The sequence below is a fragment of the Coprococcus intestinalis genome (assembly GCF_023656595.1).
In the GTDB taxonomy this organism is placed as follows: Bacteria; Bacillota; Clostridia; order Lachnospirales; family Lachnospiraceae; genus Coprococcus_A; species Coprococcus_A intestinihominis.
On record NZ_JAMOKJ010000003.1, the window covers coordinates 250,881 to 270,476 of the forward strand.

General features: G+C 42.0%; 18 protein-coding genes, 1 rRNA gene and 1 riboswitch. All 19 genes read right to left on the bottom strand.

All coding sequences use genetic code 11. From position 1 onward, the window contains the following. Positions 1-112 precede the first annotated feature (112 nt). Positions 113-1,558: a D-lactate dehydrogenase gene (locus tag NBH03_RS04035; RefSeq protein WP_250797368.1), complete on the bottom strand. Its 1,446-nt coding sequence runs from the start codon at positions 1,556-1,558 to the stop codon at positions 113-115. Between the two features lie 248 nt (positions 1,559-1,806). Beyond that, complete coding sequence (locus NBH03_RS04040) at positions 1,807-2,490, bottom strand: FadR/GntR family transcriptional regulator (protein ID WP_250797370.1); 684 nt, start codon at positions 2,488-2,490, stop codon at positions 1,807-1,809. A 109-nt stretch (positions 2,491-2,599) separates the two neighbouring features. Next, positions 2,600-4,192 (bottom strand): sensor histidine kinase, encoded by a 1,593-nt coding sequence (locus NBH03_RS04045; protein WP_250797376.1) that lies wholly within the window; start codon positions 4,190-4,192, stop codon positions 2,600-2,602. Then, on the bottom strand, positions 4,155-4,868 hold the full coding sequence (locus NBH03_RS04050; RefSeq protein ID WP_015513966.1) for a response regulator transcription factor: 714 nt from the start codon (positions 4,866-4,868) through the stop codon (positions 4,155-4,157). Before NBH03_RS04050 ends, NBH03_RS04045 begins: the two co-directional genes overlap by 38 nt. Positions 4,869-5,104: 236 nt before the next feature. Beyond that, the gene (locus tag NBH03_RS04055) at positions 5,105-5,875 is read right to left on the bottom strand and encodes an RnfABCDGE type electron transport complex subunit B (protein WP_015513965.1); all 771 of its coding nucleotides are present in this window, start codon (positions 5,873-5,875) and stop codon (positions 5,105-5,107) included. 12 nt (positions 5,876-5,887) lie between these two features. After that, on the bottom strand, positions 5,888-6,484 hold the full coding sequence (locus NBH03_RS04060; protein WP_250797383.1) for an electron transport complex protein RnfA: 597 nt from the start codon (positions 6,482-6,484) through the stop codon (positions 5,888-5,890). Beyond that, positions 6,484-7,173: an electron transport complex subunit RsxE gene (rsxE, locus tag NBH03_RS04065; protein WP_015513963.1), complete on the bottom strand. Its 690-nt coding sequence runs from the start codon at positions 7,171-7,173 to the stop codon at positions 6,484-6,486. The genes NBH03_RS04060 and rsxE overlap by 1 nt, the downstream gene beginning before the upstream one ends. Then, positions 7,173-7,742 carry an RnfABCDGE type electron transport complex subunit G gene (locus NBH03_RS04070; RefSeq protein WP_015513962.1) on the bottom strand — a complete coding sequence of 190 codons (570 nt, stop codon included), beginning with the start codon at positions 7,740-7,742 and terminating at the stop codon, positions 7,173-7,175. The genes rsxE and NBH03_RS04070 overlap by 1 nt, the downstream gene beginning before the upstream one ends. Then, positions 7,742-8,683 (bottom strand): RnfABCDGE type electron transport complex subunit D, encoded by a 942-nt coding sequence (locus tag NBH03_RS04075; protein ID WP_215689352.1) that lies wholly within the window; start codon positions 8,681-8,683, stop codon positions 7,742-7,744. Before NBH03_RS04075 ends, NBH03_RS04070 begins: the two co-directional genes overlap by 1 nt. A 9-nt stretch (positions 8,684-8,692) precedes the next feature. Continuing rightward, positions 8,693-10,021: an electron transport complex subunit RsxC gene (gene rsxC, locus NBH03_RS04080; RefSeq protein WP_215689351.1), complete on the bottom strand. Its 1,329-nt coding sequence runs from the start codon at positions 10,019-10,021 to the stop codon at positions 8,693-8,695. A gap of 69 nt (positions 10,022-10,090) precedes the next feature. Then, positions 10,091-11,188, bottom strand: coding sequence for an FAD:protein FMN transferase (locus NBH03_RS04085; protein ID WP_250797385.1), 1,098 nt, complete (start codon positions 11,186-11,188; stop codon positions 10,091-10,093). A gap of 169 nt (positions 11,189-11,357) precedes the next feature. After that, positions 11,358-12,446 carry a PucR family transcriptional regulator gene (locus NBH03_RS04090; protein ID WP_015513959.1) on the bottom strand — a complete coding sequence of 363 codons (1,089 nt, stop codon included), beginning with the start codon at positions 12,444-12,446 and terminating at the stop codon, positions 11,358-11,360. Positions 12,447-12,563: 117 nt separating this feature from the next. Continuing rightward, positions 12,564-13,673 (bottom strand): ABC transporter ATP-binding protein, encoded by a 1,110-nt coding sequence (locus NBH03_RS04095; RefSeq protein WP_215689348.1) that lies wholly within the window; start codon positions 13,671-13,673, stop codon positions 12,564-12,566. Between the two features lie 279 nt (positions 13,674-13,952). Continuing rightward, on the bottom strand, positions 13,953-14,414 hold the full coding sequence (gene ribH / locus NBH03_RS04100; protein WP_015513957.1) for a 6,7-dimethyl-8-ribityllumazine synthase: 462 nt from the start codon (positions 14,412-14,414) through the stop codon (positions 13,953-13,955). A 33-nt stretch (positions 14,415-14,447) separates the two neighbouring features. Then, entirely contained in the window at positions 14,448-15,701 is a 1,254-nt protein-coding gene (locus NBH03_RS04105; protein WP_250797387.1) for a bifunctional 3,4-dihydroxy-2-butanone-4-phosphate synthase/GTP cyclohydrolase II, read from the bottom strand. Between the two features lie 15 nt (positions 15,702-15,716). Continuing rightward, positions 15,717-16,373 carry a riboflavin synthase gene (locus NBH03_RS04110; protein WP_015513955.1) on the bottom strand — a complete coding sequence of 219 codons (657 nt, stop codon included), beginning with the start codon at positions 16,371-16,373 and terminating at the stop codon, positions 15,717-15,719. 1 nt (position 16,374) lies between these two features. After that, positions 16,375-17,490, bottom strand: coding sequence for a bifunctional diaminohydroxyphosphoribosylaminopyrimidine deaminase/5-amino-6-(5-phosphoribosylamino)uracil reductase RibD (ribD, locus tag NBH03_RS04115; protein ID WP_250797391.1), 1,116 nt, complete (start codon positions 17,488-17,490; stop codon positions 16,375-16,377). A 240-nt stretch (positions 17,491-17,730) separates the two neighbouring features. Continuing rightward, positions 17,731-17,844: riboswitch (FMN riboswitch) on the bottom strand. 196 nt (positions 17,845-18,040) lie between these two features. Next, positions 18,041-19,186 carry an acyl-CoA dehydrogenase family protein gene (locus NBH03_RS04120; RefSeq protein WP_015513953.1) on the bottom strand — a complete coding sequence of 382 codons (1,146 nt, stop codon included), beginning with the start codon at positions 19,184-19,186 and terminating at the stop codon, positions 18,041-18,043. A gap of 227 nt (positions 19,187-19,413) precedes the next feature. After that, positions 19,414-19,596, bottom strand: a 23S ribosomal RNA gene (locus NBH03_RS04125); the annotation flags it as partial.

Genomic DNA, 19,596 nt, shown 5'->3' on the forward strand with positions numbered 1-19,596 from the left:
TTTAAAAGTAATTTATTTGTTATGTATATAAGTTGCCTCAACTGCCTTAATACGCATAGAATTATGCGAAAGTATTAACGCTTTCATATAATCTACACTCAATATATAATAATTACAGTTTGTAGCAAACTTTACCAGGGTTAAGAATCATCTTAGGGTCAAAGACTCTCTTGATGTCTTCCATGAGCTTCATCTGTGTTGGTCCAACAGATTTAGCAAGGTAATCAAGTTTACCGGAACCAATTGCATGTTCACCGGATACAAGACCGCCTACTCTTGTAGCTTCAGCATAGATATCATCAAAGAATTCATCTGCTTTAGCCTTGAAATCTGCAACAGAAATCTTATCATCACCAATGATATAGATATGAAGGTTACCATCGCCTGCATGACCGAAGGATTCGATTCTAAGACCGAATTTCTCGCCTACGCCATATACATATTCAACGTATGGAGCAATCTTGTCCAGAGGAACAACAACGTCACATTCGTCGAGCATTTCGAGACCATCTTTCCAGTTTGTCTCAGCTTTGATAGCTTCCAGGAATGAGCTTCTTGCAGCCCATGCATCTTTGATCTTTGCTGGTGTATCAGCAACAAGAACATCAATTGCGCCAGCTTCAAGAGCGATTTCAGAAGCTTCTTCAATAATATTGTCAAGTTCATCCTTTGTCTTGCCATCAAATGTAACAAGCAGATAAGCGCCAGCTTCTACGCCATCAATCTTCTGTGGATATACGCTCTTGCCGATATATCTTTCAGAAGCCTGAACGATAGCTTTCTCCATGAATTCAAGTGCCTGAGGATCCAGACCGTTTTTCTTAAACTGAGGAACTGTGCCAATACAATCTTCCAGTGTTTCGAAAGGAATAACCAAGCTGATAACTTCCTTAGGGGCTGGGATAACCTTTAATGTCAGTTCTGTGATAATACCTAATGTACCTTCGGAACCAATCATAAGGTTCAGCAGAGAGTAACCTGAAGATGTCTTGGATACTGTACTACCAAAACGTGTAACTTCACCTGTTGGTAAAACAACTTCCATAGCGCGAACATAATCTCTTGTAGCGCCGTATTTACATGCTCTCATACCACCGGCATTAGTAGAAACGTTACCACCTAATGTAGCAAACTTTTCACCTGGATCTGGTGGGTACATAAGGCCTTTGCTTACGCAGTCTTCAGCAAGGTCGTTCAGAAGGACACCACACTGAACCTTAACTACGAAGTTGTTCAGGTCATATTCAAGAATCTTGTTCATCTTAGTTGTATTAATAACAATACCACCGGCGATCGGAACACAAGCACCTACAAGGCCTGTACCTGCGCCTCTGGCTGTTACAGGAATGTTGTTGTCATAAGCAATCTTCATTGTAGCTGCGATCTCTTCTGTAGAAACTGCATCAACTACTAATTCAGGCATTGCCTTACCATAAATAGACATCTCGTCGTGAGAAAAGTCTTCGTTGATATCTGCGCCTGTATACACTCTGTTAGGAGCAACAACAGCTTTGATCTTCTCAACGATTTCCGGAGTCACTTTGCTATACTCACTCATTTTTACTTCCTCCTACTTTTTTTAAATGGGCACAAGATTTTGTACCATTGGCCCTACCACTTACGTTTATTATTATAGAATATTATTCCAGATTTGTCTAGTGAATTTTATTAATTTTGTCCTCTTTTTTGTGATTTTATATTCCTATTCCATATAATTTACACATTTCTTACTTATCAATTGCTGTGAACATGTCGGTTTCACTATGCTTTTTGAAAGATTCCTTCATCTAAGGTGACGAAGCGATTTTATCCGTCAATATATTCATAAATATACTCAAAATGAACTTTCAATGCCTGCATCCCCTTCTCCATGTTCTTCTCCCTAAGTGCTTCCACCATTTTCCTGTGGGCCGCCATCAAACCTTCACTGTTGCTTCCGTCACTCAGAATCTTGGCTCGCATATCCTTAATGAAGACATCCATGACTGCTGTCAGTGCCTGAAGATTGTCAATAATAAACCGATTCCCTGATGCAGCTGTAATTGTATAATGAATCTTCTTGTCATAATAAGCCTTCATATCTTCTTCAGGTGTTTTCTCAAGCATGGACATATAATACTCAATGTCCACCAGTTGCTTTTTGGAGATATGTTCCATAGCCAATGCCAGTGCCTGTGTCTCCAATGCATATCGAAATTCACTGATTTCTCTGAATGTTCCCTCCTCAAGGATAAACATCAGCGTCATCACCTCAATCAGTGTCTTTTCGAAATTGTCAGAAATAAAGTTCCCGGCACCCTGCTGACTGGAAATTGCTCCCATACGTTCAAGAATGCCAAGCCCTTCCCGCACAGAATTCCTGCTTGCACCAAGAAGTGCCGCCAGTTCTCTTTCAGGCGGCAATTTATCGCCCTTCTTGTAACGGCCATGCATGACCTGCTGTTCTACATAATTAATGATTTTCTCATATGCGCGTTCACCTGTATCCATTCTATTATCCCTGCCTTAGCATTATCCTGTGTAATCTTGTAATCATTTCAAATCTGATACCAATTATATCAAAAAACATGCACTTTTACAAGAACAAGTCAGACAGCTGTCAATTTTCCCAATATAATGGATAGGAAATAACCGCTTTAAACATATCGCCGTCAATAATGATATCAAGATGTCCGCCACAGGCCTCTGAAAAACTTTTGGCAATTGCCAGGCCCAGTCCATGTCCTTCCGTTGTCCTGTTGACATCTCCTCTCTGGAATCGTTCAACAATCTTATCTGCAGTAAAATCCATCTCGTAGGCAGCAATATTTTTTATTTCTGTAATAACTTTCTGTTCCTCTACACGTCCTTCCACATAAATGCGAGTTCCTTCCATTGAATATTTAAGGGCATTTTCTATCAGATTCTGATAAACACGATATAACCGCTTGCCGTCACCGCTGATATAAAGCGGTTCTTCAGGGAGCACCGTTCGAATGATACGCCCGCTGCTGCTGATACGGTCTTCCATATCTCCCAGTGTCTGCTGCAAAAGCTTCACCATATCCAGTTTCTCCAGAACAAGCTCCGCATTGCCGCTTGTAGCCTTTGATATTTCAAAAAGATCCTGTATCATTTCTTTTAAATGCTCTGACTTCTGGGAAATAACATTGACATAATCCTGTGCCTCCGGTGACATATCTTCCTTTTTCAGCAAGTCAATATATCCGATAATCGACGTCAATGGTGTTTTAAGATCATGAGATACATTCGTGATCAGCTCAATTTTCATCTGTTCACTCTTAACCTGCCGCTTGACACTCTTATCCAAACTTTCATTCACTTTCTCAAGATCGCATCCTGCCTCATAAAGCGGCGATGTCTCAGAAATGTTGACCGGGCGCACTTCTTCTCCCATAGAAAGGTGATGCAGTTCCCTGATAATTTCACCTACATTCCGATAAAAACCTCTCTGCCTTATAAAATAGACGATATTGATAATCAGCAGGATAAGTACAAGGATACCGCTATTGGCAAAAAGTACAGCCCAGATGATAAAAAGATTGCCGCCTACAATCAAAATTGTGCAAATGAGCTGTTTTTTTTCATAATTCAGAGAATGTTCATATTCTGCTTTTAAAGAAACAACACTTTCTCTGAATTTAGTATATAGCTTTCTGATAGGATTTTCTTTTTTTACTTTTTGTTTTTTTTCATGTTTTGGAAAAACAGATTGGATCCACAACACTCTGCGTTTCTCCCGATCCTTCATGCGCCGGATAAAGATGGCATAACAGCTTACCGCAACAAAGGCTTCCGGCAACACCAATACTAAAAACAAAAGCTTTCCCATTATCGAGATTGCAGAATATGCCCAACTCCAGGACTCATATAAACCGGCAATCCATGCAAAGGCAGCCATTGTGCATGTAACAATTAATAGTTCCAGCCAAAACAGTGTATCTGTCTTAAAGTTGTCAAAAATTACAAAAAACGGCCACTCTTTACTGTCCGGCCTCAAACTGATTGTTAGCATAATGCCTGCAGTAACCGTCGCAAGAAATGCAACATAGATAATGACATCCCCGTAAAAAGTACTTATGAGATTTCCGCCGTCAATCCCAAGGAGAACATCAAGCCCTAATACTGTCAGAACGAACCATCCTTTTATACCTTTAATATTTGCTGTCATCTTTTTCAATTTTGTATCCAATTCCCCACACCACCTTCAAATATTTTGGTTGTTTCGGATTGATCTCAATCTTTTCACGAATTCTCCGAATATGTACCATGACTGTATTTTCAACAGAATAAGCCGGTTCCTGCCAAACACGCTCATAAATTTCTTCCGCCGGAAAAACTCTGCCCGGATTACTCATGAGCAGTTCCATAATTTTATATTCTGTTGCCGTCAGATGCACGGATTCACCATTAACATTTAATTCCTTGGCATGTTTATCCAGATACAGATCACCAATACGAATACTGTCCTGCATACTTTCCGAATTCATGGCTCCAAGACGCATATACCGTCTCAGCTGTGCCTTCACTCTGGCAATCATCTCCTGGGTATTAAATGGCTTGCTGATATAGTCATCCGCTCCCATAGACAGTCCCAAAACCTTATCTGTTTCCTCGGTCTTGGCTGATAAAATGATAATAGGAATATTATTGGTCTCCCGTATTTTCATCACGGCTGCAAGACCATTCATCTTCGGCATCATGATATCGATCATAATCAGGTGTACAACATTGCCCACCAGCATATCCAGGGCCTCGAGTCCATCATAAGCCTTCAATGTCCTATATCCTTCCAGTTCAAGTATTTTGGCAATGACACGTACAATTTCTCTGTCATCATCTACAATTAATATTGTCTGCTGTTCCATCGTTTTCCCCTTTTGTTTTTAGTTATTCATTTTACTCTATATCAATGATTCTACTGCAAATTTCTGAAAATAATGCCAGTTATTTCTTTCAGTTTTCTTACAGTTGGATTCGTTTTTTTCATTATCCCGGAATTTCAATATTTTATACTATTCATTTGACGTCGTCTCTTAAATTTTAAAAGGCGGATGCCTTTCGACATCCGCCTTAAAATCAACAATCTGTATACAGCCCGCTATTAGCAGATGGCATGTTTTGGACACACTTCTGCACATGCGCCGCAGTTTGTACACTTATCATAATCAATGGCTGCATTGAAGTTTGTAACATGGATTGCGTCATGCTCACAAGTCTTCACACACTTCATACAACCAATACAGCTTGTCTTGCAGACTTTCATTGCTTCTGCACCCTTATCTGTATTGACGCAAAGTACATGATGTTTCTTCTCGAATGGTACAAGTGCGATCACATGCTTCGGACATGTCTTCACACAGATACCACAGCCAACACACTTGTCCTGATCGATCATAGCCAGACCGTCATGAACAATGATTGCCTTCTCAGGGCAAACAGCTGCACAGTCACCATGGCCAAGGCAGCCATATGCACATGTGCTGTCACCGGCAAACATCAGGCTCACTGCCTGACATGTGTCAACACCATCATAGATGAGTTTCTGACCTGCATTTGAGCAAGTACCGTTACACTGTACAAGCGCAACTTTTCTAACCATTTCACCTGCTGCTTTGCCCAGGATTGTTGCACATTCTTCTGCAACATCCGGACCACCAGGAGAACAAAGACCGATTTCTGCTGTTCCTGCAGCAAGAGCTGCTGCATAGCCGTCACAACCGGAGAAACCGCAGGCACCACAGTTAGCACCAGGAAGTACTTCTCTGACTGCTGCCTGTTTTTCATCAACAGGTACTGCGAACTGAATGGAAGCCCATGACAAAAGCAGACCTGCAATAATCGCGATAACCGCTACAAGAATAATACCATACATGTCCAATCCCTCCTATTTAAAAATGCCGTCTACAAGGCCGCCGAAGCCAAGGAATGAACAAGCTACGATAGATGCGGATACCAGTGTGATTGGCAGACCCTGTAATGATTTAGGGATATCCGCTGTTTCCAGTCTTCCTCTGACACCTGCAAAAAGTACCATGGCAACAAGGAAACCAACACCTGAACCAAATGAATTAATCAGTGATTCGATATAGTTATAACCAGAGCTGATATTCAGGGTTGTAACACCAAGTACTGCACAGTTTGTTGTGATCAGAGGAAGGTATACACCCAGAGCCTGATAAAGAGGCGGCATGTTCTTCTTCATGAACGTCTCAATGAACTGAACAAGTGCTGCAATGATCAGGATGAATACGATTGTCTGTAAGTAACCAAGGCCAAGTGGATCCAACAGTAATGTCTGGATTGGCCATGTAACAGCTGTAGCAACAACCATTACGACGATAACGGCAGCACTCATGCTGACTGCTGTATCCAGTTTCTTGGAAACGCCCAGGAATGGACAGATACCAAGGAATTTACACAGGATATAGTTGTTTGTCAGAATGGCTGCAAGGAAAATTGAAAGTAAACCAGTAATTGACATTATTCACAACCTCCTTCTGATGCTTTCATACAGCTGGCAGCCTGTGGGCAATTACAGCATGATAATGTTGCAGGCTCTTTGCCTTTACCTTCAGCAAGACGATTGAACAGTGCAATCAACATACCGAATACAAAGAAACCACCAGGAGGCAGGATGAGAATCAGCATAGGCTGAATCATACTACCATCATTGAGAACCATACCAAACCATGAACCATTACCAATGATCTCACGGATGGAACCCATTAATACAAGGGCAATTGTGAAACCGATACCCATTCCAAGACCATCAAGGATGGATGGAAGGACTTTATTCTTGCTGGCAAAACTTTCTGCACGGCCAAGAATAATACAGTTAACAACGATCAGAGGCAGATAAATACCAAGCGCTGAATCCAGAGCTGGTACAAACGCCTTAACAAGCATCTGAATAATTGTTACGAAACCAGCGATGATTGTGATGAAAGCCGGAATACGAACCTTATCAGGAATAACGTTACGAAGTAACGAAATAACAGCATTGGAACCGATCAGTACCAGTGTAGCTGCGGCACCCATACCAAGACCGTTAAAAGCCTGTGTTGTAACGGCCAGTGTAGGACAGGTACCTAATACAAGACGAAGAACAGGGTTTTCTTTAATAAAACCGGCTGTCAAAATCTCGCCATAACTTTTCTCTTTTTTAGCCATTAGTTAGCACCTCCTACTACAGCATTGTACTGTGCGATTGCATCATTAACATCATGTGTAACAGCACGGGATGTGATTGTTGCACCTGCAACAGCCTCAATTGTACCGCCATCTTTAACAACAGCGAAAGAACCACTTTCAGGGATATCACCAACAAACTGAGCGCGTCTCTCGTTACCTGATGCATCAGCAGCTATCCATTTAGCACCAAGACCAGGTGTTTCATCAGAAGCTTCTGTCACTTTAACACCGACAACTTTACCATCGGAAGAAATACCAACCATGGATACTACAGCACCGCCGTAACCTTTATTGGAACCTGAGAATACATAACCTGCGCCATTCTTGGCTTCATAATATGTATACTCTACACCGTCAACAGTCACTGTCTTCTCATCAAAATCGTCAGCATCCGGAAGAACTTCCTTACGGGAAGCCACATTCGCATCTGCCTGATTCTGAGCAATCTTTGCTTCTGTTGTATTATTTGTCAGGAACAGAAGTATTGTAATAACAGCTGCAATAACTAACAATTTGATTGTAGGAATACCAATTGATTTAAAATTCATTACTTAGCCTCCTTTACAGTACCAAACGGTTTAGGAACTGTAGCTCTCTCAATCAGAGGAACAATGATGTTCATCAGAACGATTGAGTAAGATACACCTTCCGGAAGGGAAGCAAATACACGGATAAGGCAAGTAATAATACCACAGCAAAGTGCATAGATGAATTTGCCTTTATTCGTCAGAGGGCTTGTTACATAGTCAGTTGCCATAAAGATTGCACCGATGAAAAGACCACCGCAGAGAATCTGGGCAACAGGATCCTGTCCAAGAATAGCAGACAGAACAAATACTGTACCAATATAAGTTACAGGGATGATCGGTGAGATAACTTTTCTGGCAATCAGATAAATACCACCAATCAGAAGTGCTAATGCACTTGTTTCACCCAAACATCCAGGAATGTTACCGATGAACATATCCCAGTAAGATGGCAATGCATCTACATTACCTGCTGCAATGTTAGCAAGCGGTGAAGCCATTGCTGTTGTATCAGCTCCAAAGTTGCCTGATGGATACCATGTTGTCATCAGTACAGGGAAGGAGTTCATCAGAATGATACGTGCCAGCAGAGCCGGATTAACGAAGTTCTGACCAAGGCCACCAAACATCTGTTTAACCATAACGATGGCTACCAGACCACCGATGATCGGCACATAGATCGGTACACTTGAAGGCAGGTTGAATGCCAGAAGAATACCTGTTACGACTGCACTGAGATCGCCGATTGTCTGCTCGCGCTTCATGACTTTACGGCAGATATACTCAGCAATTACACAAGTTGCTACTGAAGCAATAACAACAACAGCAGCTCTCGGTCCGAAGAAATAAATTGATGCAATCAAAGAAGGGATTAATGCGATGATAACATCAAGCATAATATTCTTTGTTTTCACCGGACTCGAAATATGAGGGGATGAAGAAACAATTAATTTACCATCCATTATGTACACCTACTTTCCTGCATTACGAAGAATGGCTTTACCAATTCTCATAGACTGAACGAGTTTCCTGTTTGCTGGACATACGAATGCACAGCAGCCGCATTCCATACATGTCATGACACTATACTTCTTCAGGTCATCTACTCTCTTATAGATAGTAGCAGCCTCAAGCTTTGTAGGCATCAGATTCATAGGACATGCATTAACGCAACGACCGCAGCTGATACATGCTGTCGGTTCAAGAGATTTAGCTTCTGCTTCATCGAAAGCAAGGAAAGCATTGTTCTGTTTCAGAACAGGGAAATCATCGGTCATCAATGCAGTACCCATCATAGGACCACCACTGATCAGTTTGGCCGGTGTACCTTTGTATCCGCCGCAGAATGCAATAATATCTTTAATCGGAGCACCGATCGGAACTCTGACGTTCTTAGCTTCTGTAATTGCAGAACCATCAACCGTGACACGCTTTGTTGTCAACGGAATACCATTCTTCAGATAACCGCCGAGGAAACCTGCAGATGCAACGTTCATAACGATACATCCCACATCAGAAGGCAGTTTGCCAGGAGGCACCTGACGTCCTGTACACTGTTCAATGAGAACTTTCTCAGCACCCTGTGGGTAACGGGAAGGTAAGCTCACAACTTCAACATTGCTCATCTGTGCTGTCTTCTCCTGCATCAGCTTGATTGCTTCAGGCTTGTTGTCCTCAATACCGATCAAAGCCTTGTCGATACCAACGTATTTCATAACCTGGCTGATACCGTAAAGAACGTTCTCATGGTTCTCCATGATCTCTCTGACATCGGCTGTGATATAAGGTTCACATTCTGCCGCATTGATGCAGAGATATTCAATCTTGTCCTTAGGGTTCAACTTGATGTGTGCTGGGAAACCGGCACCACCAAGACCTACAAGACCTGACTGTTTAACAGCTTCAATAAATTCCTCTTTTGAATTCACTACTGGTGGCTGAATAGCCGGGTCAACAGTCTGTTCACCATCTGTATCGATGACGATTGCCTGTGCCTTTGTACCATTCGGCATTAAAACTGTGTCAATTTTTTTGACTGTACCTGACACGCTGGAATGTATTGGCGCTGACATAAATGCAGTGCTTTCACCTACAAGCGTACCTACAAACACCTGATCCTTTGCTTTAACGCATGGTGTACAAGGTGCACCAATATGCTGTGACATAACGATAGTTACAGTTGCCGGTACCGGCATCTCAACTGTCTGACAAGCACTGGTATGTTTTCTGTGAGGTACGGGTGCTCCAGGGCTTTTAACAAATCCTAAACTGCCAAGAAGTCCACTTGATTGTTTTGCCATTTGAATCCTCCTCTAGATATTTTTGGACTTTCGTCCGCAAAACTTTATTATATAAACCAGTCCACAGCCTTAACTGCGAGCCTGATTATATTCATTTAAAACATATCCTGAATCCTTTCCTGTAAACTCGAAATAATTCAAGACATCCGGGTTATTGTACCAGATATTCTTATCTGTATCAACAAAAATCGCATTAACACCATATTTTGCTGCCAGATTCATGCCCTTGTCCAGACCAAGGACAAAACATGCCGTTGACAGTGCGTCTCCAATCACACTGTCATCACAGATAATCGTTACCTGCATCAGTCCGCTGTCAGCCGGATAGCCTGTCCGCGGATCCAGTATATGGTGATATCTCACACCATCCTTTTCAAAATAGCGTTCATAATCGCCGGATGTGGATATCGTCGTATCCGACAAGGTAAGCACCCCGATCGCTGAATTTTCATCACCACGGGGATCTCTTAAAGCTACTCTGAACCGGCTGCCATCTTTCTTTGTTCCACAGACATAAATGGAACTGCCGGCCGAAACCATCCCGCCTGATGCATCAGAACGTTTCAAAACATCCTTCGCCTGCTCGATAGCATAGCCTTTGCCAATGGCACCTAATTCAATCTGAATATCCGGATTTTCTGTAGTAAGTATCCCGGTCGCATCATCATACTTCAGCTGAGTATAATCCACTTTCGCCATTGCCTGTGCAATATCTTCTTTATCCGGGACTTTCATTGTTGACACATCAAAATCACTGTCCCCGAGCTTATCAAAATTCCAAAGCTGTGAAAGCGGTAAAACAGTGAGATCAAATGCGCCCTGACTGTCTTTACTGACCTGAAGGGCATCTTCAAATACTTCTTTCATCTCAGACATATCTGCCTGATGCTCCGTATTAAATCTGTATGCTAATGACCCTTCCTCTCTCCAGGAAAGAAGACTGTCACAGCCATAAAGTGCCTGTTCCGCTTCCTGCATGATCTCAGAAGCATCTTCGGCAAATACCCGGATATCAAAAACGGTTCCCATGGTGAATATATAGGAAGAAGCCGTCCCATCCTCTTCAGTATCGCCTTGTCCCGCCGTCTTCTGACAGGCCGCCGTCTGAAATACAAGCAATAGCAGCAACAGTAATACGCCAAGTCTTTTTATCCATTTGCTGTTCAAAATACGCACCTCATTGTTACATTTTTAACGCGTAAAATGTATAGTATACTAACCTTGTGTATACTATACACATTTTACTATGTCAGCCCGACAATTTCAAGCATACTTTACAAATTTTAAGTAAAAATGCAAAGTTTCATCATTAAATCACTTTTTTTCATATACAAAATCAGTATATCTTATTCTCCATGTAGTGCATATAGCGCACAACCATCAATGCAATCTCAAAAGTAATAGCATCTTCGAAAACTCTCAGATCCAATCCTGTTGCTTTATTAACCTTGTCAAGACGATAAACCAGGGTGTTTCTATGGATATATAATTGCCTTGCCGTCTCTGATACATTCAGGCTATTGTCAAAGAATTTGCGGATTGTCAGCAATGTCTCCTCATCAAATTCATCCGGTGTCGTTCCAGGAAAAATCTCATCAATAAACATCTTGCACAACGGAATCGGCAGTTGATAAATCAGACGTCCGATACCAAGCTTGTTATATGCAATGACAGACTTCTCATCATAAAAAATCTTACCTACATCCAGTGCCATCTTCGCCTCATTATAGGACCTGGAAATATCCTTGATATTATGTACGATGGTACCATACGCTATTCTTGCATTGATCATTGCCTCAGTATTCAATAGATCAACAATGGTTTTGGCAAGGGTCTGCATTTCATCATATGTCTCCTTCGGATCCAGTCCCTTCACAAGGATAATATTCTCTTCATCCACCGCTGTAATATAATCCCCATGTCTGCCGGTAAAAAGGCTCTTCACCACTTCCATGGCATGATTATCCCGCTGTCTGTTCGTCTCAATCACAAATACAAGCCGTCTTTCCTCAGCATCAATGTGGAGTTTCTTGGCCTTATTATAAATATCCACCAAGAGCATATTATCCAGAAGTACATTCTTGATAAAGTTCTCTTTGTCATATTTCTCTTTATAAGCGGACAATAAGTTCTGTATCTGAAATGCAACCAGTTTGCCGATTGTGTAAATATCATCACTGTCACCACGAATCAGCATCACATATTCAACCGTTGTACCGTCCAGGATCTTAAAATACTGATAGCCCTGAACAACCTGTATCTCCGCCGGTGAATCAACAAATGTCAATACAGATTCCTTATACTGCTGTGCCTCCTCATTCGTTGCTGCAATCACATTGCCCTCTGTATCCATCAGGCACAGATCCGTCCTTGCAATGGACTTAACTCCTTCAATCGTACTTTGCAGCATCTGATTATATGCCATCCGCAATTCCTCCTTTTATGTTCTCGATTTAAGCTGCTATAATCATAAACCATAAAAAGAGGGAATACAACCTGTATCCCCTCTAAAATTGTTCAAATATTCATCCATCTGTTGAATTTAATTCGTAATTGTCATCTGTGTTTCTTTGTCAAAGACATGAATCTTGTTCACATCAAAGGAAATGTTCATAATATCTCCCGGCTTTGCCTTTGTACTCGGATGTTCACGGCATGTGACATCAAATCCATCAACCGTCAGATACAGGAATACTTCTGCACCCAGCATCTCAAATACACGCACACTTGCTTCCACTGTATTATGTTCATGGGCAGCTTCGTATTTGTCCGCTGCAAAAACATCCTCAGGGCGAATACCGAATGTGACCTCTTTGCCGATATAATCTGTCAGCTTCGCTGCTTTCTCAGGTGGCAGAATCACTCTATGGTGCTCACCATATTCAAGGAACAGCTCACCGCCCTCTTTAACAACTGTTGCATCAATAAAGTTCATCTGCGGAGAACCGATAAAACCGGCTACAAAAAGATTGTCTGGTCGGTCATAAAGATTCTGCGGTGAATCCACCTGCTGAATCACGCCATCCTTCATAACAACAATTCTTGTGCCCAATGTCATAGCCTCTGTCTGGTCATGGGTAACATAAATAATCGTAGACTGCAGTCTCTGATGCAGTTTGGAAATCTCAATTCTCATCTGCACACGCAGTTTCGCATCCAGATTAGAAAGCGGTTCATCCATCAGGAATACTTTCGGTTCACGAACAATCGCACGCCCCATAGCCACACGCTGTCTCTGACCACCGGACAGAAGCTTCGGTTTTCTGTCGAGAAGATGTTCAATATCAAGAATTCTTGCAGCTTCTCTGACTCTTCTGTCAATCTCATCTTTCGGCATCTTGCGCAGCTTCAGGCCAAATGCCATATTATCATAAATAGACATATGCGGATAAAGAGCATAACTCTGGAACACCATTGCGATATCTCTGTCTTTCGGTTCAACATCATTGACCAGTTTGTCATCAATGTAGAGTTCACCTTTGGATATCTCCTCAAGGCCTGCGATCATACGAAGTGTTGTTGATTTACCGCAGCCGGAAGGACCAACAAAAATAATAAACTCTTTATCTTCTATTTCGAGATTAAAATCCTTTACCGCATTAAAACCATTTGGATAAACTTTATAAATATTTCTTAATGATAAACTTGCCATAAGTTCCTCCTCGTTATCAGCATTCAGCCGCTTCAATAATATAGTAACTGTTACTATACTACAACATTTTTCTTAAAACGGCCATGGATGCTTTGGCCAAAGAAACTCCGGGAACTTTGTTGACTTTTCTTTTTTTCAGCTTTTCTTTGCAGATTGAACAACAATTTTGATCATTTTTCCTTTTTTCATAGGCAGATTGAATGCAAAAAATACCCGTCAAATTGATTTGACGGGTATTTTTAGTCAATATAGCATTACGCTGTACAATTAACCGAATTTTTACAGATTTTTGAACAAATTGACCATTTCAATTGCGCTGACAGCAACATCATATCCCTTATTGCCTGCTTTTGTACCGGCTCTTTCGATTGCCTGTTCAATATTATCTGTTGTCAGAACACCGAAGAGAACCGGCAGACCGGATGATAATGAAACAGTTGCAATACCTTTAGATACTTCTGCACAAACATAATCATAATGAGATGTAGAACCTTTGATGACAGCACCCAGGCAGAGGATTGCATCGTACTTGCCTGTTGCAGCCATTTTCTGAGCAGCCAGAGGAATTTCAAATGCTCCCGGTACCCATGCAACATCAACATCGCTGTCTGCAACGCCATGTCTTACAAGTGCATCCATGGCACCGCCGAGAAGTTTGGATGTGATAAATTCATTAAAACGTGCACACACAATACCAATCTTCATTCCTTCTGCTACTAATTTTCCTTCTAATACGTTCATCTCTATACTTCCTTTCATTTATAAATAATTAATTTATTTGTTGTCTTTGTTGTCCTTTTTGGCATTCTCTTCCTCTTCCAGTGTCACCGGATATGTCAGAAGATGGCCCATCTTTTCTTTCTTTGTTAAAAGGTAGAAAGCATCATTTTTGCCTAATTCCATCTGGATTGGAACTCTTTCGATAATCTTCAGATCAAAGGCCGCAATACCATCAATCTTCTCAGGATTATTGGTCATCAGTCTCAGTTCATGAACGCCAAGGTCTTCAAGAATCTGGGAACCGATAGTATAATCTCTCATATCTGCCGGGAAACCAAGCATAATGTTGGCCTGAATAGTATCATATCCCTGATCCTGCAGGGCATAAGCTTTGATTTTGTTGATCAGACCAATGCCTCGGCCCTCCTGTCTGAGGTATAACAATACGCCTCGGCCTTCCTTCTCAATCATACGAAGCGCCGTCTGAAGCTGTTCACCGCAGTCACATTTCTGGGAGCCAAACGCATCACCTGTCAGGCATTCTGAATGGACACGACATAATACAGCCTTGCCATCGCCGATTTCCCCCTTAACCAGTGCCACATGATGTTCACCATTCAGCTTGTTGATATAGCCATACATCATGAAATCGCCGTATTTTGTCGGAAGTTTTGCCTTTGCCACACATTCAACCAGTTTCTCATGTTCTTTTCTGTATCGCTTGATCTGCGCAATTGTACAGATCTTCAAATCATGTTCTTCTGCAAATGCCAGCAGATCATCTCTTCTTGCCATTGTGCCGTCATCCTTCATGATTTCACAGCAAAGACCAACTTTCTTGAGTCCCGCCATCTCCATCAGATCAACCGTCACTTCTGTATGTCCCGGACGTTCAAAGATACCGCCCTTTTTAGCAACCAGTGGGAACATATGCCCCGGTCTTCTGAAATCTTCCGGTTTTGCACCATCTTCAACAACCTTCATGGCTGTCATGGAACGCTCAAAAGCAGAAATACCTGTCGTTGTGTCTTTATAATCAATGGATTCTGTAAATGCTGTTCCATGGTTATCTGTATTAACGGAGCACATCATGTCCAGGCCAAGCTTTTCTACATAATCAACATGCATCGGCATACAGATCAAGCCTTTTGCATAAGATGCCATAAAGTTGACATTCTCAGGTGTTGCAAATTCAGCCGCACAGATGACATCCCCTTCATTTTCTCTATCCTCATCGTCCATAACAACAACAATCTTGCCGCCACGAACGGCTTCGATGACTTCTTCTACTGAATTAAATTCCTTCATTCTCTTTGTTTCCTCCTACATAAATCCGTTTTCTGCCAGAAATGCTTCTGTAATACCGCCGGAAGATTTCTGTGTTTCTTCTGCCTTACCAAACAGCAATTTCTCGACATATTTTCCAATGAGATCACATTCAAGATTGACGGTGTCTCCCGGTTTTTTCTTTAATAAAATTGTTTCTTCACCTGTATGCGGAATGACAGATACCTTAAAGCAGCCGTCATCCACATAGGCAATGGTCAGACTCACACCGTCTATGGCAATAGAACCCTTTTCTATCATATACTTCAGCAGATCAGGCTTTGTCTGTACAGTTACCCAGACAGCATTATCCTCTCTTGTCATATCAGAGATTGTGCCTGTCCCGTCAATATGACCGCTGACAATATGCCCGCCCAACCGACTCATCGGTGTCAGGGCACGTTCAAGATTCACACGGCTTCCTGCATGCAGGGATGAGAAATTGGTTCTTCTGACAGTTTCTGCCATGACGTCCGCATCAAAATTATTGCCGTGAATCGCTGTTACCGTCAGGCAAATGCCGTTGGTAGCAATACTGTCACCAACCTGAGTTCCCTCCAGCACTTTATTGGCACTCACAGTCAGCCGATAGGATACCTTTCCCGGAACAAGCTGTTTCACTATTCCTATTTCTTCTATAATACCTGTAAACATATCATGCCTCCCGTCTGATATAGCCCGTGATACATATATCATTGCCTATATTTCTCGCTGTTATGTCTTTAAGCTGCCAGGCATCTGAAAGATGTTCAACACCTTTGCCGCCAACAGGTGTTCTTGATGTCTTGCCGCCGATAATCTTCGGCGCAATGTACATCTGAACCTTGTCGATAATTCCTGCTCCAAAGGCTGCTGCTGCCAAAGTTGCTCCGCCCTCCAGTAAAATACTGTCAATCTGCATACGTCCCAGTTCTTCCGTCAATTTCTTAAGATCAACATGTCCATCTTTCGCTTCAATGCTCAACACTTCAACACCTGCATTCTGCAAATCTTTAATCTTCTTTTCATCTGCTGACGGCGTACATGCCACAATCGTTCTGATGTCCCTGGCTGTTTTCACCAGACGTGCTGTCATCGGAATCCGTAATGAGGAATCCACAACAACACGGATTGGATCTTTGCCTTCTATTAATCTGCAGTTCAGCATCGGGTCATCATCAAGAACCGTCTGTGATCCTACCATAATGGCCATATACTGGTGTCTGAGTTCATGAACTTCCTTTCTCGATGCTTCACAGGAAATCCACTGTGACTCACCGCTTGCCGTAGCAATCTTGCCATCCAATGACATGGCTGACTTATACAATACAAAAGGTTCCTTGTTCACAATATACTTCATAAAAATCTCATTGAGCTTGATACTTTCTTCTGCAAGAACACCAGTTGTTACTTCAATTCCTGCATTGCGAATCTTCTCAATTCCCCGTCCGGCTACCAATGGATTCGGGTCAAGTGCACCGACAACTACCCGTCCGATCTTCTTCTCAATAATCTTATCTGCACAAGGCGGCGTCTTACCATAATGCGAACATGGTTCCAAAGTAACATATATCGTTGCTCCAGTTACATCCTGATTTCCGGCATCCTTAAATGCTTCAACTTCCGCATGTCCCTGTCCGCAGCAATGATGATATCCTTTTGCAATAACCTGTCCATCCTTGACAATCACTGCTCCCACCATGGGATTAGGGTTTGTATAGCCACGCCCAAGCTTTGCCATATCAAGCGCCATCTGCATATAACGTAAATCTTCCTGATTTCTGTCTGTCATTTACTCCAACCCCTTATCGTCTACGTTTTGCCTCACGGGAAAATGCCCGTGAAACCAGAAAATGCCCCTGAATCTATTCTTCAGAGGCACCATAGCTTACACTCAATTGCGCACCGCGCAGTCAACTTGCAACACAATTGTATGTACACTCAGGCACATACAATGCTATAACAAAAGAAATGCTCTGGTCAATACATACTAACCAGAGCAGTCAATAAATTCAGTCACAAACTTACGTCAATTTATCTTCTTCCATCCAGACTATACTGTCGGCTTCGGACTCGCACCGAATCAACCTTGCGGCTCGTGGGCTTTACCACCGGTAGGGACTTGCACCCTGCCCTGAAGATCCTATTCATTTTCTTGTATTATTATACCTCATAAGGCTATTTTATACAAGTATTTTTTGTGAATTTTTACAATTATTCGAAAAGTTTTTCAACAAAAGCAAATTTTTAACAAAACAAAACCGGCCAATCATCATGACTGGCCGGCCTCACTTATACTTTTAAACATTTAGGGAGTTCGTTATTATTCTATCAACCGACAATTATCTAAGTAAAGAGCCAGAGATAACCATCTTCATAACTTCGGATGTACCTTCATAAATCTCTGTGATCTTGACATCACGAAGCTTTCTTTCAACACCGTATTCACGGCAGTAGCCATAGCCACCCATGAACTGAACAGCTGCACGGCAAACATCATTTGCTACATCAGAAGCAACCAGTTTAGCTTCTGCAGCATATACATTGTAAGGTTCGCCATTGTCTTTAGCAACAGCTGCACGCCATGTAAGAAGACGAGCTGCATCAATTCTTGCCTGTAATTCAGCAATTCTGAACTGTGTATTCTGGAATGCTGTGATTGGCTTGCCAAACTGTTTTCTCTCTTTGCAATATGCAATTGCTTCATCTAAAGCGCCCTGTGCAAGACCTACAGACTGAGCAGCAATACCGATACGACCACCATCAAGTGCTTTCATAGCGATCTTGAAGCCTTTGCCTTCGCCGCCAAGTAAATCAGAAGCAGGTACACGTACATCTGTGTAAACAACTTCTGAGTTAGAAGCACCGCGGATACCCATACGTTTGATATCCGGCTGAACTGTGATACCTGGTGTATTTCTGTCAACAAGGAAAGCAGACATGCCTTTGTGAGGACCTGCAGCCTTATCTGTTAAAGCAAATACAAGGAATGTATCAGCGAATCCGGAGTTTGTTGTGAAAATCTTGCTACCGTTGATGACATATTCATCACCGTCTTTAACTGCAACTGTTCTTGCGCCTGCAACGTCAGAACCTGCATCTGGCTCTGTTAAACCGAAACAGCCAATCTTGCTGCCGTCAGCCAGTGGACGAAGCCATTTTTCTTTCTGCTCAGGTGTTGCAAATTCTTCAATGCTGGATGCACATAAAGATGTATGTACAGATACTGTAATACTTGTGCTGGCATCAACTTTTGAAAGTTCTTCCATTAAAAGAACATAGTTAAAAACATCAAGTCCTGCACCGCCAACTTCTTCTGAGAATGGAATGCCAAACATACCAAGGCTCTGCATCTCATGGATGAGATCCATATCCATTTTCTCTTCTTCATCCATCTTCTCTGCAGCTGCTTTCACACGTTCCTGTGAAAACTTACGGAAAAATGCCTGCATCTCTTTCTGTTCTTCTGTTAAATTAAACCCTATCATCTCATTTAGCCCCTTTCATTTGCTCGCTTTATTTTTAGCTTACTAATACTTTGTGAGCTAATTATATACTAGCTAACTATTCGTGTCAATAATTAAATTGATAAATTTTTAATTTTTGCATATTGTACAAAAAGAGACCAGAAATCTTGTGACTTCTGGTCTCTCTCTTTTATATTACATACCTTCAAAACTGCATATCATAAAACACTCTGCCTTTTAGAACCATTTTGGTCAAGCCCTCGACCGATTAGTAACAGTCAGCTCCGGACATTACTGCCCTTCCACCCCTGCCCTATCTACCTCGTCGTCTTCAAGGGGTCTTACTTCTTTCGAATGAGAGATCTCATCTTGAGGGGGGCTTCACGCTTAGATGCCTTCAGCGTTTATCCCGTCCGGACTTGGCTACTCTG

Coding starts and splice junctions, on each gene's coding strand:
- NBH03_RS04035 (WP_250797368.1), bottom strand. CDS start 1,558: ATGAGTGAGTATAGCAAAGTGACTCCGGAAATCGTTGAGAAGATCAAA.
- NBH03_RS04040 (WP_250797370.1), bottom strand. CDS start 2,490: ATGGATACAGGTGAACGCGCATATGAGAAAATCATTAATTATGTAGAA.
- NBH03_RS04050 (WP_015513966.1), bottom strand. CDS start 4,868: ATGGAACAGCAGACAATATTAATTGTAGATGATGACAGAGAAATTGTA.
- NBH03_RS04055 (WP_015513965.1), bottom strand. CDS start 5,875: ATGTATGGTATTATTCTTGTAGCGGTTATCGCGATTATTGCAGGTCTG.
- NBH03_RS04060 (WP_250797383.1), bottom strand. CDS start 6,484: ATGTCAATTACTGGTTTACTTTCAATTTTCCTTGCAGCCATTCTGACA.
- rsxE (WP_015513963.1), bottom strand. CDS start 7,173: ATGGCTAAAAAAGAGAAAAGTTATGGCGAGATTTTGACAGCCGGTTTT.
- NBH03_RS04070 (WP_015513962.1), bottom strand. CDS start 7,742: ATGAATTTTAAATCAATTGGTATTCCTACAATCAAATTGTTAGTTATT.
- NBH03_RS04075 (WP_215689352.1), bottom strand. CDS start 8,683: ATGGATGGTAAATTAATTGTTTCTTCATCCCCTCATATTTCGAGTCCG.
- rsxC (WP_215689351.1), bottom strand. CDS start 10,021: ATGGCAAAACAATCAAGTGGACTTCTTGGCAGTTTAGGATTTGTTAAA.
- NBH03_RS04090 (WP_015513959.1), bottom strand. CDS start 12,446: ATGGCATATAATCAGATGCTGCAAAGTACGATTGAAGGAGTTAAGTCC.
- NBH03_RS04095 (WP_215689348.1), bottom strand. CDS start 13,673: ATGGCAAGTTTATCATTAAGAAATATTTATAAAGTTTATCCAAATGGT.
- ribH (WP_015513957.1), bottom strand. CDS start 14,414: ATGAACGTATTAGAAGGAAAATTAGTAGCAGAAGGAATGAAGATTGGT.
- NBH03_RS04105 (WP_250797387.1), bottom strand. CDS start 15,701: ATGAAGGAATTTAATTCAGTAGAAGAAGTCATCGAAGCCGTTCGTGGC.
- NBH03_RS04110 (WP_015513955.1), bottom strand. CDS start 16,373: ATGTTTACAGGTATTATAGAAGAAATAGGAATAGTGAAACAGCTTGTT.
- ribD (WP_250797391.1), bottom strand. CDS start 17,490: ATGACAGACAGAAATCAGGAAGATTTACGTTATATGCAGATGGCGCTT.
- NBH03_RS04120 (WP_015513953.1), bottom strand. CDS start 19,186: ATGATAGGGTTTAATTTAACAGAAGAACAGAAAGAGATGCAGGCATTT.